At 59.5% G+C, this 13,137-nt stretch carries 14 protein-coding genes; 8 read left to right on the top strand and 6 right to left on the bottom strand.

Annotated elements, in window-relative coordinates; genetic code table 11:
- Nucleotides 1-58: 58 nt before the first annotated feature.
- Nucleotides 59-355, top strand: a complete 297-nt coding sequence (locus ACGHEN_RS02625) for a hypothetical protein (protein ID WP_055310006.1) — start codon at nucleotides 59-61, stop codon at nucleotides 353-355.
- Nucleotides 356-403: 48 nt separating this feature from the next.
- Here ACGHEN_RS02625 and ACGHEN_RS02620 read toward each other — a convergent pair whose 3' ends face one another.
- Nucleotides 404-1,108 (bottom strand): class I SAM-dependent methyltransferase, encoded by a 705-nt coding sequence (locus tag ACGHEN_RS02620; RefSeq protein ID WP_117778940.1) that lies wholly within the window; start codon nucleotides 1,106-1,108, stop codon nucleotides 404-406.
- A gap of 434 nt (nucleotides 1,109-1,542) precedes the next feature.
- Between ACGHEN_RS02620 and ACGHEN_RS02615 the strand changes: the two genes are divergently transcribed.
- Nucleotides 1,543-1,944: a hypothetical protein gene (locus ACGHEN_RS02615; protein ID WP_117635536.1), complete on the top strand. Its 402-nt coding sequence runs from the start codon at nucleotides 1,543-1,545 to the stop codon at nucleotides 1,942-1,944.
- Between the two features lie 127 nt (nucleotides 1,945-2,071).
- Here ACGHEN_RS02615 and ACGHEN_RS02610 read toward each other — a convergent pair whose 3' ends face one another.
- Nucleotides 2,072-2,887, bottom strand: a complete 816-nt coding sequence (locus ACGHEN_RS02610; RefSeq protein ID WP_390397160.1) for a putative RNA methyltransferase — start codon at nucleotides 2,885-2,887, stop codon at nucleotides 2,072-2,074.
- 235 nt (nucleotides 2,888-3,122) lie between these two features.
- Here ACGHEN_RS02610 and ACGHEN_RS02605 point away from each other — a divergent pair, with 235 nt between their 5' ends.
- Nucleotides 3,123-4,505, top strand: coding sequence for an MATE family efflux transporter (locus tag ACGHEN_RS02605; RefSeq protein WP_390397158.1), 1,383 nt, complete (start codon nucleotides 3,123-3,125; stop codon nucleotides 4,503-4,505).
- A gap of 27 nt (nucleotides 4,506-4,532) precedes the next feature.
- Here ACGHEN_RS02605 and ACGHEN_RS02600 read toward each other — a convergent pair whose 3' ends face one another.
- Complete coding sequence (locus tag ACGHEN_RS02600) at nucleotides 4,533-5,399, bottom strand: LysR family transcriptional regulator (protein ID WP_390397157.1); 867 nt, start codon at nucleotides 5,397-5,399, stop codon at nucleotides 4,533-4,535.
- 158 nt (nucleotides 5,400-5,557) lie between these two features.
- On the opposite strand from ACGHEN_RS02600, the gene ACGHEN_RS02595 reads away from it, so the two are divergent.
- Together ACGHEN_RS02595 and ACGHEN_RS02590 are read left to right on the top strand one after the other, a co-directional pair.
- Nucleotides 5,558-6,460 (top strand): DMT family transporter, encoded by a 903-nt coding sequence (locus ACGHEN_RS02595; protein ID WP_390397155.1) that lies wholly within the window; start codon nucleotides 5,558-5,560, stop codon nucleotides 6,458-6,460.
- 88 nt (nucleotides 6,461-6,548) lie between these two features.
- Nucleotides 6,549-7,274, top strand: a complete 726-nt coding sequence (locus ACGHEN_RS02590) for a uracil-DNA glycosylase (protein ID WP_390397153.1) — start codon at nucleotides 6,549-6,551, stop codon at nucleotides 7,272-7,274.
- Nucleotides 7,275-7,324: 50 nt separating this feature from the next.
- Here the strand turns inward: ACGHEN_RS02590 and ACGHEN_RS02585 are convergent, their stop codons facing one another.
- From ACGHEN_RS02585 to ACGHEN_RS02575, 3 genes are all read right to left on the bottom strand, one after another.
- Nucleotides 7,325-8,005 carry an SDR family NAD(P)-dependent oxidoreductase gene (locus tag ACGHEN_RS02585; protein WP_390397151.1) on the bottom strand — a complete coding sequence of 227 codons (681 nt, stop codon included), beginning with the start codon at nucleotides 8,003-8,005 and terminating at the stop codon, nucleotides 7,325-7,327.
- 9 nt (nucleotides 8,006-8,014) lie between these two features.
- Nucleotides 8,015-8,737 carry a VUT family protein gene (locus ACGHEN_RS02580; protein WP_226812554.1) on the bottom strand — a complete coding sequence of 241 codons (723 nt, stop codon included), beginning with the start codon at nucleotides 8,735-8,737 and terminating at the stop codon, nucleotides 8,015-8,017.
- Nucleotides 8,738-8,893: 156 nt separating this feature from the next.
- Complete coding sequence (locus ACGHEN_RS02575) at nucleotides 8,894-10,507, bottom strand: peptide chain release factor 3 (RefSeq protein WP_390397149.1); 1,614 nt, start codon at nucleotides 10,505-10,507, stop codon at nucleotides 8,894-8,896.
- Nucleotides 10,508-11,059: 552 nt separating this feature from the next.
- Between ACGHEN_RS02575 and ACGHEN_RS02570 the strand changes: the two genes are divergently transcribed.
- Genes ACGHEN_RS02570 through ACGHEN_RS02560 form a run of 3 tightly spaced genes read left to right on the top strand, consistent with a single transcriptional unit; the run spans nucleotide 11,060 to nucleotide 13,040 of the window.
- A complete protein-coding gene (locus ACGHEN_RS02570) occupies nucleotides 11,060-11,440 on the top strand; it encodes a GntR family transcriptional regulator (protein ID WP_055309996.1) in 381 nt (126 codons plus the stop codon).
- Between the two features lie 23 nt (nucleotides 11,441-11,463).
- On the top strand, nucleotides 11,464-12,345 hold the full coding sequence (locus ACGHEN_RS02565) for an ABC transporter ATP-binding protein (RefSeq protein WP_195240227.1): 882 nt from the start codon (nucleotides 11,464-11,466) through the stop codon (nucleotides 12,343-12,345).
- Nucleotides 12,342-13,040, top strand: coding sequence for an ABC-2 transporter permease (locus ACGHEN_RS02560; protein WP_390397146.1), 699 nt, complete (start codon nucleotides 12,342-12,344; stop codon nucleotides 13,038-13,040). The genes ACGHEN_RS02565 and ACGHEN_RS02560 overlap by 4 nt, the downstream gene beginning before the upstream one ends.
- Nucleotides 13,041-13,137 lie beyond the last annotated feature (97 nt).

The raw sequence follows: 13,137 nt of genomic DNA, 5'->3' as shown, positions 1-13,137 counted from the left end.
TTATTGGTATCACTTTGATTGAGCAATCATACCAGCGTTTGGAAAGGGCAAGGAGCAGATGGGGAGCAAAAAGCGAGCCGCCTGGTCAAAGGCAAAGAGCGAGTTTTTGGGCGCTGCCACCGGCGGCGATATGAGCGATCTGTTTGCGCGCGAAGACGAGCGCCGCGACGCACTAGACGCCGAGCGCGATGAAGCCTGGCGCTACAAGTCGTGCGAACGCAAAAACCGTTACGACACGCGCGCCGAGGCCGAGGCAGTTATGGCCGACTGCGAAAACCGCGGGCGGCGCGGCCTTGCCTGCTACAAATGCGAATACTGCGGCGGATGGCATCTGACGTCGCACCCCTGGAAATAGACCCCGCATCGGCACGGCGCTGGCGAAGCGCCGGCCATCGCACGCAAGCTACGGGCGCGGCGGCACCAAAACATCGTAGCGAACGGCCTTGCCCGCAAGCTGATAGCTCGGCTTAACGCCGGCAAGCAGCGGCCCCTTCACCGGCCGCTTGATAACGACCTTACGCGGGTGCACCGCAAGCGCGGCTTCGACCAGCGTCTCCTCATCGGCACACGGCTGTTCCAGATGATGCAAGAGTTGGAACTTCTTTTTCACCGCCGCGCTCTTGGTGCGCCCGGGAAACATGGGGTCCAGATATACCACGTCAGGAGCGGTGAGCTCGCCCTGCCCGATCAGCTCAGCTACATGGCGAAGGCCGGCGATGCTGTCCTCGCCCGCATGCAAGCGCATTCGTGCCACGGCTGTCGCAAGCGCCGGATCATCTGTCGCGCGATCCAAGGCATCCTTGAGAAGCGCCGCGATCACGCAATCCTGTTCATACAGATCGACGGTAAAGCCCGCGGCCGCCAGCAGCAGCGAGTCCTCGCCAAAGCCTGCTGTGGCATCAATCGCCCATGGTTGTTCGATGCCTTTTGTGCGCGCAGCCTTTACCAACAGCTCTTGCTGCAGACGACCCTGCTTGAGCCGTGGAAGCATGCGGCCAAAATCGGCACGCAACTCCATCGTGCCGTCGGTGAGCGTAAGGCCCTCGGACGTCCGCACGAGCTCGAGCCCAGCAGCCCGAGCAACAGAAAAGGGATCGACGACGCCCATGGACACTCCTTAGCAAACAAAACGAATACGTGAGCGCCACCTCAGTTGGCACCCAACCGTCCGTTATTGTCCCACATGCGACATGGTCCACAGCATCCCAATGCAAAGCACAGCCATCAATACCGTGCACACGGCAGCGATCACAGAATCACTCATGCGCCTTCCCAGCGACCGCGGCTCATCCACTTGCTTGACTCCGTACATCATGGCTCCTCCTTCGGTCCAGCTCTTACCATGGCCTCATCATCGCAGCGCCGCGCATGCGCTGCCATCGATTTGACTTACGTCCAGCTTTCCTTTTTGAAAGGTTGAACCGTGCAGGCAAGAGACGCTTTCAGGCGCATGCATCGCCGCGTTGAACTACAATGTGCTTCACCATATGTGCAGCACATAGGGCGCGCCAGGTTGGCGTACTCGTATCGAAAGGACCAGCCATGAGCTTCACTCGCAAGACTCTCAAAATCCTTGCCCTGATTTATTTTGTTCTGGGCATCGCCAGTCTCGTCATTGGAATCGCCGGCATCGCGACCGGCAAGTTCGAGTCCACCTACGGATCGAACGCCATGCTCGCCGCGGCCGTGATTATCGCCAAGGGCCTCATCGATCTTGCCGCGGGCGTTGCGGGCATCAAGGGTGCCAACAAGCCTTCGCAGGTTGACGGCGCGTTTAAACTCGGTATCGTTGCTGCAGTCGCCACGCTTGCCCAGGCGGTGCTCACGCTTCCCGCGTTTGGCGGCGACGCCATCAACTTTGGCGCCTTTGTCATCGTGGTGTACGACCTGTTCTTTGTTCAGCAGGCGCACGCCGTTAAGGCCGAAAACAAGGACCGCCTGTAAGCGCTCGCTTCTCATAACCTCTGCAGCCAAGCAACTAAAAAGGGCCGATCGCGCATCTCCGCGGTCGGCCCTTTACGTTTGCCCAGATAAAACCTGCCAAAATAAACCTGTCCCTATTTGGTAGGTGTTAGCTGTGACGGTACTCGGCGATGATGAAGTCGATATCGGTCTGAAGGGTTTCCAGGTTTGCCAGGCGCTCTTTGTCGGCAGGGCGCGTGCGGTAGTAGTAGGGCGTCATCTGGAACACTGCCTCGATATCGGCCTGCGTCTGGAGGGTGATAGAAGCTGTCACCCGCTGCGTTCCGATTAACTCGAGCTCGGTGGTCTGCGGCAGCTTCTCGTCGTTAAGGTACGGCGTATCGTAGAGCACCTCCTTGAGCCCAAAGAGATGACGGGCACCCGGCACCACGGTGTAGAGAGAGCCCTCGGGTGCCAGCACGCGGGCAAACTCGCGCTCGTTAAAGGGGGCAAAGAGCTCGGTCACCATATCGAAGGCACCATCGGCCACGGGGATATCCTTCATGTTGGCCACGAAGTAGGTCGCATCGCCGCGCTTGGCGGCAAGGCGCACCATCTCTTTACCCAGGTCAAAGCCATAAGCATCCACGCCCGGTACCGCGCCCATGGCACTGGTGTAGTAGCCCTCGCCGCAGCAAATATCGAGCAGCGTCATGGGGCCATTCGCAGACGTTGCACGCCCAGACACCTGCTCGCGCACCAGCTCGACCATTGCGTCGCGCAACGGCGCATAGTATCCGCGGTTCAGAAAGTCACGACGGCTGCGCGCCTGCGACTTGGGATCGCCCATGGAGTCGCCGCTCTTGGACGAGCGCAGCAGATACAGATAGCCCTCGCGCGCACGGTCAAATCGATGTCCGCCCGCGCATGCAGCACCGCGCTCGTCGTCCACCAATGGCTTATGGCAAACGGGACACAACAACATGGCAACTCCTTAGCGCGAACAACACAACGCCCACCATTGTCGCACGCCTCCCCCGCCTCGTCATTGGGGACGTTCTTGTTCGACTAGTCATTTAAGAACGTCCCCAATGACTAGTCTGAAGGAGTGTCCCCAACTGCCGGCAGAAAAGGAACGTCCCTAAGTGCCGACTAGTCGATTAGGAGTATCATCGTCTGCGCAAATAAGCACGAAAGAGCATATTAGAGATTGAGAGCGTATGGCAGACACCGCATCTAAGCACATTGACATGACCACCGGCTCGCTGTGGCGCAATATTCCCCTGTTCGCCTTCCCCGTGGCCGCCACGAGCATCTTGGAGCAGCTATCGAACCTCATCGCCACGGTCATCATCGGTAACTTCTCAGGCGACCAGGGAACCCTCGCCATGGCGGCGGTCGGCTCCAATGTTCCGCTTACCAGTCTTATGCTCAACCTGTTTATCGGCATGTCGCTTGGCTCCAACGTGGTCATTGCCAACGCTATCGGCCGCAACGATCAGAACATGGTCAAACGCGCCGTCCATACCTCGATTTTAATGGCGCTCGTGGGCTTTGTCGTCATCGCCCTGGGCGAGATCTTTGCCGAGCCCATGCTCGCCGCGCTCAACGTTCCCGCTGAGACCATGCCGCTCGCCTCACTCTACCTACGCGTCTTTTTGCTGAGCATGCCCTCGATTTTGCTTTACAACTTTGAGGCCGCGATCTTCCGCTCCGTCGGCATCACCCGCATGCCGCTGCAGGCGCTTGCCGTGTCCACCGTCCTCAACATATGCCTGGACCTCGTCTTTGTCCCCGTACTCCACTGGGGTGTGGCGGGCGTCGCCATCGCCACCGCCATCGCCTACACCGTCAGCGCCGCGACGCTCTTTATCCGCCTGCTCAAGACCGACTCCGTCGTCCGCGTCACCCCACGCGACTTAGGCTTAGACCCCGTCGCCCTCAAGCGCATCGTCAAGATCGGCCTGCCCGCCGGCATCCAAAGCGCCGTCTTTGCCGTCGCCAACATCATCATCCAGTCTGCCATCAACAGCCTGGGCACCGAGGTCATGGCGGCTTCGAGCGCCGCCATGAGCCTGGAGTACGTGTGCTACAACCTGCTCAACAGCTTTAGCCAGGCTTGCACCACCTTTGTGGGACAAAATCACGGCGCCCGCCAGATCGACCGCTGCACCAAGACGCTCAAGGTCTGCCTGGTCGAAGGCGGTATCGTTGCACTCACCACGATCATCGTTATTGTCGGCCTGGGACGCGAGATCCTATCGCTGTTCAACAGCGATCCCAACATCGTCTCGATCGGCTATATCCGCGTGTGTTCGATCTTCCCGGCGTACGCCTTTAGCATGTTCTACGAAAACATGTCAGGCTACCTGCGCGGCTTTGGTATCTCGCTCACGCCCGCCCTCATCACCATGATCTGTGTCTGCGGCATCCGCTTCTATTGGGTGTTCTGCGTGTTCCCGCACTTCCGCAACTTTGCGAACATCATGATGGTCTACCCCATCAGCCTGGGCACCACGGCGTTCTTTATGGTCGTGGCGGTATTGCTCTGCCATCCGGCACACACCTACCGTCTGACGCAAGCCAAAGCGACAGCCCGCTAATCACCACACTCAACGCCACGCTAGTCATTAATTGACGATATGCGAGCTCATATAGTCGATAAAGCGCCTCGTGGCGATAGGCATGGTATCCCAGCTGCGCCAGGCTGCCACTACGTCGCGCGAGGGGGCATGCACGATGGGCCGCACATGAATATCGGCTTGCATGCCCTCTACAGTACGACGGTAGAGCATGCTCACGCCCAGGCCCTCCTCCACCATCGCCATGATGGTGTAGTCGTCGGTCACCTCACTCGTCACGTGCGGCGACAGCCCATGCGCCGCGAATGCATCGAGCACCAGGCTCTGTTCGCCCTCATCCAGCAGCACAAACGGTTCGGACGCCAGGTCGGCAAGCGTCACCTTTTCCTTTGCCGCCAGTGGATGGACGGCTGGCAACAGCGCCACCAGCTTGTCGTGATAGACCACGCGTTTCTCGAGCCCCTCGGTAAATCCACGCGCTGTAAAGCAAAAGTCGACCACGCCATCGTGTACCCACTGGGCGTTGCGCGTGTAATCGCCCTGCTTGAGGGTAAAGTGCACGCCCGGATGCAGGGCCCCAAAGTCGCGGATCACACGCGGTAACACAGTACGACTCACGTTGGTAAACGTCGCAATGCGAATGTCGGTCGACGAAAGCCCCAACAACTCCTGGCGCTTGCCCTCGAGCTCGGCCTCGGCCGTTACGATTTGGCGCAGATACGGCAGATACTGTTTGCCGTCGCGCGTAAGCGAGACGCCTTGCTTGCCGCGCTCGATAATCGTGGTGCCCAGCTCGCGCTCGAGCGCCTTGACGGCCTGGCTCACCGCGCTTTGCGTATAGCCCAGCTCGTCGGCCGCACGTTTCAGGCTGCCGCAATCGACCGCCATACAAACAATCTGATACCGCGATGCCATCGTGCCTCCACATCGATGTAGCTGTAAAACGTTTTGCCAGGGCTTTTTCTACCTACATTAGTATTTCTTAATCATACTGAAGATACATTCGCTTTACTACATCCATATCTGGGAGCAGAATCCTTTTTGCGAAACCGTTCTGTAACAAAAGGAGTCCCATGGATCGCAAAAAAGCAATCGCGCTCTCATTTTCCGTTCCCGTCGCATGGGGCTTTTCGTACCCCCTCATGAAGATCGGCATGGACAGCATGAACGCCACGAGCATCGTTGCGCTGCGCTGCATCATCGCCTTTGCAGCTTGCCTGGTGCTCTTCCACAAGCACGCGGTGCGCATCAACCGTGACCTGATGGTCCGCGCCGCCATCATCGGCGCCATCATGGCAACCGAGATCACCTGCATGTGCCTGGGCTCCAGCCTCACCTCCGCCTCCACCGCCGGCTTCTTGCAGAGCCTGACGGTCGTGATCGTGCCGTTTGCCAACGCGGCCCTGCTGCGTCGCGCTCCCGAGCGCAAGGTGCTCATCGGCACCGCCATCGTCACCTGCGGCATGCTTTTGCTCTCGGGCGCCGACTTTACCAGCCTAAACCCCGGCGCGATCATCATGCTGCTCTCGGCCTTTATCTATGCTGGCCACATTATCGTAGCCAAGCGCTTTGTCGAGGAAGTCGATCCGCTGGCCTTGGGCGTTTGGCAGCTGGGCTTCGGCGGCCTGTTCTCGGGTATCGCCGCGTTCACCTTTGGCGGCTTCACGCTTCCCAACACGCCGAACGAGATCGTCGTTGTCGTTGCGCTCGCACTCATCTGCTCTGCCTACGGCTTTATCACCCAGACACTCGTGCAGCCCCACGTACCTGCCGAGACCACCGGCTTCGCCTTCTCGCTCGAGCCAGTCTGCTCCGCCGTCTTCTCGTTCTTCCTGGTCGGCGAGGTCCTGAGCCCCATCGCCTTCTTTGGCGCCGCCCTCATCCTCACCGGCGTCATGGTGGCAACCGTCGAGCTTCCGCGCCTTCGCGCACTTGGACACGCTCGCATGGCAGGAGCGCCCGAGCATGTCTCGTAGGCCCCACTCCTCATGTAGCCGCGGCATAAAGGCAACCGGTGCGCCTTTACAATAGATGCAAACAGAGCATCTGACGTAAAGGAGCCCCATGGACGCCGCGACCCGCGACCGCAACATAGCAACTTGGTTGGGCGATGCGCCGCAGCCGGTACGTGACACTACGAACCAGCTACTCGAGCGCATCGCCCTTCTGCGTGCCGAGCAGACCATCTACCCAGCACAAGACGATATCCTCAATGCCCTCGCCTACACGCCGGCCGACCTGGTCAAGGTAGTCATCTTGGGCCAAGACCCCTATCACGGACCCAACCAGGCCATGGGACTGTCGTTCTCGGTGCCTGCGACGCAAACCAAGTTGCCGCCGAGCCTGCGCAACATCTATAAGGAACTCAAAGCCGATCTGGGTTGCCCCATTCCGGCCACGGGAGATCTAACGCCATGGGCACAACAGGGCGTCCTGCTCCTCAACACCACGCTCACCGTGCGCGAGCATGCCGCGAACTCGCACGCCAAGCTGGGCTGGAGCGCGCTCACCGACTACGTTATCGAACGCTGCTGCCAGCTGCCCCAGTCGGTCGTCTTTTTGGCATGGGGCCGCTTTGCCCAGCAGATGGTCGAAGGCAAGCTCGCCGCGACCGGCGCGGGCAAGGCAACCGGCAAGTTCTGCCTGGCCTCCACGCACCCCTCGCCGCTTTCGGCCAACCGTGCCACGGCAGAACTCCCCGCTTTTATGGGATCGCGCCCCTTCTCGGCAGCCAATCGGCTACTCGAGCAGCACGGCTCGACCCCCGTCAACTGGACTTGCCTCGGCTAAAAATCGATACATCAAAAACGCGCCCGACGGCTTTCCATCGGGCGCGTTTCCTATTCGGGCCAAATAAATTGTGTGCGGCCGGCCTCGCCGCCATCGATCAGCAGGCTCTGCCCGGTCATAAACCGGTTGGTCACGCCCACAAAGTAGATCCACTCGGCGATCTCTTGGGCGGTGGCCCAGCGTTTAAGCGGCGTGAGCTCCATAATCTGGTTCCACAGGTATTCGTCTTCCATCACGCAACGGTTGAGCGGCGTGATAACGCCGCCCGGGTCCACACTGTTGGCGATGGCCTGCGGCGCCAGGCGGTTTGCAAGGTTTTTGGTGTAGGCGATAACGCCGCCCTTGCTGGCAGCATAGGCAGGAAACTCCGATCCCGTATGTCCGCTCGCCGACCCCACATTGACCACGGATTTGATAGCCGGCGCCGGCTTGGCGGCAAGCCCCTCTCCCACAAAGGCGTAGCGCTCGGTCACGTTGATGGTGCCACGCAGGTTGGCGGCAATGTCGTCGGCCGAATCCTGTACACCGGCAACGTTCACGATTACCTGAGGCTCAAGGTCGCCTGGAAACGAGTCCGGCTCGCATACATCAACGATCAGATGGCGGTAGCGCTCGTGTTCGACCGCCGCCGGCAGCAGATCAAAGCCCACGACCTCGTGACCCTCGTCCAAAAAGCGCTGCACGCACGCGGCTCCAATACCACCCGAAGCACCCGTGATCAAAACCCGCATGCTTGCTCCTTAGGCGGTTGCGTGGCGCTCGAGGTACTCGGCGCCCACATTCTCACGCTCCCAGCCACGCACAACCTTGTAGCCCACGGGGCTCAGGAAGACCTCGCACAGCAGCTCGGCAACAGCGCCGGTCAGCGAGCACATAAGGACCTGTACCCACGTCCAACCAAAGAACGTGTGGCTCACCACAATGGCAAAGACCAGGTTGTCGATAAACTGGCCAACACCCGTAGACACATAGGAGCGGAAGGCGAAGCTCGCAAAGTTATTCTTTTTGAGCATACGGCCGAGCGACTGGTTGAGCGTGGAGTTAACCACGGCAGAAACGAGCATTGCCAGCGAAGAGCCCAGCACCACGTACCAGGTGCCGCCGATGGTGGCGTTAAGGGCGGTGTTGACCTCGATCATACCCGTGTCGTAGTAGGCGCCCCACATGCCGGGCGTGAGCGAGCATGCCCAAAAGCACAGGCTCACGGCCAGGTTGACCAGCAGCGCGAGGATAGAGATTTTGATGGATGCCTTGGCGCCAAAGCGCTTGCAGATCATGTCCTGGCACAAAAACGAAACCCAGCTCACCACAAAGCCACAGTCGAGTGCCAGATACGGCAGGCTGATAAGCTCTTTGTTGGCCAGCAGGTTCATCATGATGACGCTCACGAAAAACAGCGAAACCGTTGCCGCGGGAATGCTCCGCAACAGGACCTTGTAGTCCTCCATGACCTTCTTGATCATTATGTACTCCTTTGGTTTTAGGTTTAACGAGCAGGATATCGGACCCGAACTGCTCGGACGCCCCGGTCTTGAGACGACGGTGGGTATGATAGCCGCTCACACGGCATCAGGCAAGCAAACGACGCGGCAGCCCCACAGGGCCACCGCGCCGATGCATTAAAAGGCTACGTTGCCAAACTCCGACAGGATAAGATCGGGGTTGTGATCGGTTGCCCAATCCACGTTCCACGGGCTCGTGAACAGCAGCAGCTTACCGCCGCGCATGTCCTCGACGCGCAGCGTGTCACGCGTGAGCGAAAGGCCCGGGATATCAATGGTATCGGGGTCGTTCTGAATCCAGCGGATGTCCGTATAGGGCAGCGGCTGGCGACGGACCTCAACACGATACTCGGCCCTGAGGCGGCGCTCGAGTACCTCAAACTGCAGCACACCGACCACGCCCACGATGACGCTCTCCATGCCGGCACCCAGCTCGCGGAAGATCTGGATGGCACCCTCCTGGGCAAGCTCCTCCATGCCCTTCACAAACTGCTTGCGCTTGAGCGTGTCGACCTGCGTAATGCGGGCGAACATCTCGGGGGCAAACGTCGGGATCTGCGGATACTGCACGTGGCGCTTGCCGGAGCACACGGTGTCGCCGATGCTAAAGATACCCGGGTCGAACAGGCCCACGATATCGCCCGCGTACGCCTCGTCCACGATGGCGCGGTCATCGGCCATCATCGACGTGCCCGTGGCAAGCTTGAGCTTGCGGTTGCCCTGCACGTGGAAGGCGTCCATGCCACGCTCGAACTTGCCCGAGCAAATGCGCACAAAGGCGATGCGGTCGCGGTGGTTCTTGTCCATATTGGCCTGGATCTTAAACACAAAGCCGCTAAAGTCATCGCGGCAGGGATCGACCGGTTCGCTGGTGAGCGTATCGGTATAGGCGCGCGGCGTCGGGGCCAGACGCAGGAACTCCTTGAGGAAGGGCTCCACGCCAAAGTTGGTGAGCGCCGAGCCAAAGAACGCCGGGCTCAGCTTGCCGCAGGCCACGGCATCCAAGTCGAGCTCGTCGCCGGCGCCATCGAGCAGCTCGATGTCGTCCATCAGGTTCTTATGGTTCTCTTCGCCAATAAGCTCGTCCATGGAAGGATCGCCCAGCTCGGCCTCGACCTCGGCGACCTTCTTGGTGGCGTTGGCGTGGCCGTCGCCCTCAAAGGCAATGACGCGACGGGTCTGACGGTCGAACACGCCGCGGAAGTTGCGGCCGCTGCCGATCGGCCAGTTCATGGGATACGTATTGATACCCAGGACGTTCTCGATCTCTTCCATGAGCTCAAACGGATCGCGAGCCTCGTGGTCGAGCTTGTTCACAAAGGTGAAGATGGGAATGTGGCGCAGCGTACAGACCTTAAAGAGCTTTTTGGTCTGGGCCTCGACGCCCTTGGCGCCGTCGATGACCATGACCGCGGCGTCGGCGGCCATAAGGGTACGGTATGTATCCTCCGAGAAGTCCTGGTGGCCGGGGGTATCGAGGATGTTGACGCAGGCGCCGTTATAGGTGAACTGCAGCACCGAGGAGGTGACGGAAATACCGCGCTCCTTCTCGATGTCCATCCAGTCCGAGACGGCATGCTTGGCCGAGCTCTTGCCCTTGACCGAACCGGCGGTCTGAATGCTGCCGGTATAGAGCAGCAGCTTCTCGGTAAGCGTGGTCTTACCGGCGTCCGGGTGGCTGATGATCGCGAATGTGCGGCGCGACGAGATTTCATCCGACAGGCTTGCCATGCGGATCCTTTCTTGCATTGAGTGCATTACGTCGATGTAACCGCACTATTGTAGCCGCGAAATCCCGCTCTAGGGCGCCTATCAGGACAAATTCATCAGTCAGAGCGTGAACGGCTAGTTATCGGAAGTATTCTGCAGCAGACTGTCTCAATCTGTAACAGCAGGCGACCCAAAACGGATCCAGGTGTTACAGATTGAGACAAACGAACTTGTCCGCCGGCACAATCTCAATCTGTAACACCTGACCGCCCAAATTGGGTCTAGCTGTTACAAATCGAGATAAACGGAAAGGCAGGCAGCCAATGTCTCGTTCTGTAACATCTAGCCGCGCAAATCGACTCTTACTGTTACAGATTGAGACAACCAGGTGGGGCCCGCCAGCAAAATCTCAATCTGTAACAGGTAGCCGTCCAAATCGGTTCCAGATGTTACAGATTGAGATGAATGAACGGGCGGACAATCCGTATTTAGCTCTTGCATAACTGTGCATAGTGTATATATACTGTGCTTACCGGTTATATACACGTGTAGCCCAACAGCTAAGGAGCCGCTGTGGACATCATCCTATCCAATTCGAGCGATAAGCCCATCTACGAACAGATATCCTCGCAGGTCAAAGCTCAAATCCTTTCGGGCACGCTCACTGCGGGAGCCAAACTCCCCAGCATCCGTGCGCTCGCGAGCGATCTTGGCGTGAGCGTCATCACCACCAAGCGCGCCTACGCCGACCTAGAGCAACTCGGGTTTATCTGCACCGTGCAGGGCAAGGGCTGCTTTGTCGCCGAGGGCAACCAGGAACTCTTGCGCGAAAACCAGCTCTGCCATATCGAAGAGCTACTTGCGAAAGCGGCGAGCCAAGCCGAAACCCTGGGCGTCACGCGCGACAAACTGCACGAGATGCTCGACCTGGTAGCCCCCGAAACCATGCAGTAGCCATCTGAAAGAAAGGCTATACCATGCAAAACCTTTTAGAACTCAAAGGCATCTCACGCCGTGTGAGCGACCGCTTTTCACTACGCGACGTCACGCTCGCTGTGGAGCCCGGCCAGATCGTTGGCTTTGTAGGCGCAAACGGCGCCGGCAAGACAACGACCATTCGCGCCGCGCTCGGGCTTATAAAGCTCGATGCCGGCGAGGTGCACCTGTTTGGGCAGCGCTGTGGCGCCGACGCGCCCGATGAATCGCAACGCCATCTACGCTCCCGCGTCGGTCTTGTCCTGGACACGTGCCCCTTCCCCTCCACGCTCAGGGTGGGCCAGATCGAGTCGCTCGTAGGCCCGACGTACCCCACATGGGACCGCGAAACGTTCGCCGGATTCATCAACCGATTTGGCCTCGATCCCAAGACAAAGGTCAAGGACCTCTCCCGCGGCATGGGCATGAAACTGCAGCTTGCCTGTGCACTCAGCCACAATGCCAAGCTGCTCGTTTTGGACGAAGCCACCGCGGGCCTCGATCCCATGGCACGCGAGGAGCTGCTCGATGAGCTGCTTGCCTTTGTCGCCGACGGCCAGCACAGCGTGCTGCTCTCGAGCCACATTACGTCCGACCTCGATCGTGCCGCCGACCGCATCATCTGCATCGATAACGGTTCGATTGTGTTTGATCTGCCGCGCGAGGACATTACCGACCGCGCCGGCATCGCCCACTGCACCCAAGCACAGGCCGCCGAGCTTATGGCTTGCGTCGAAGGTGCCCGTGCCGCCCACCACGCCTATAGCGTGGACGTGCTCGTGCCCAACCGTCGCGAAACGCTCGAGGCCTTCCCCGAGATTCCCTGCGATCGGGCAACCATTGACGACTATCTGCGCCTCATGCTGAAAGGGGCTTCGAAATGAAACGCGCCTTTATGTCCGAGCTCGCTATCGTTCGCACGCTCGTCCCGAGCATCGCGGGCGTCGGCCTGTTCATATTCGTCGTGCTGACCCTTGCCAACGCATCGGACGGCGATTCCGGCATGAGCGCTGGCGCCTGCGCGGTCAGTGCCATGTCACCCATCATGGTCATGAGCTCGCTGGCCGGCTTCGACAATCAAAACGGTTGGGAGCGCTATCGCGCAACGCTGTCTCTCTCGCGTAAAGACATCATCTGCGCACGCTACCTGAGCGTTATTGTCTTCTCCGCCCTCATGGCATGTGCAGCTACGCTTTTGAGCATCGCCTCCATCCCGCTCTTCAATGGCGCGGGCATTCCTTCGACGGGACAGACGGTCTTTGAAATCGCAATCGCCTCGGCAGCATCGATGCTCATCTCCCTCATGATGGTGTTTTTGGCACAGCCGCTGTTCTTTCGATTTGGACACATGGAGGCGCTGCGCCTATCCGTTGGCCTGTTTGCCATGCTCGGATGCCTTGCCATGGCCACGCTGAGCTCCTCCAACCCCATCAGCAACTGGCTCATGTCGATTGCCGGAGCGAATCCCGATCCCGCCGTTCTGGGCTGTCTGTGTGCAGGCATCGCCGCACTTACCCTCGCGCTATGTGCAATCAGCTGCGCAGTCAGCACCAAGGTCTATCGGGCACGCGACCTGTAATCGACAGCCAAAGGGCTTGGGCTGCACGCCACCTCATTTACTAGATAAGACGAAGCAACAACAACGCCGCCGCCCTTCGAAGCATGCCGTTTAGATC

Origin of the sequence: Collinsella sp. i06-0019-1H4 (assembly GCF_042849575.1) — a bacterium.
Classification (GTDB): domain Bacteria; phylum Actinomycetota; class Coriobacteriia; order Coriobacteriales; family Coriobacteriaceae; genus Collinsella.
Note: the sequence above shows the minus strand (reverse complement) of the source record. Positions and strands in the feature narration are given on the sequence as shown.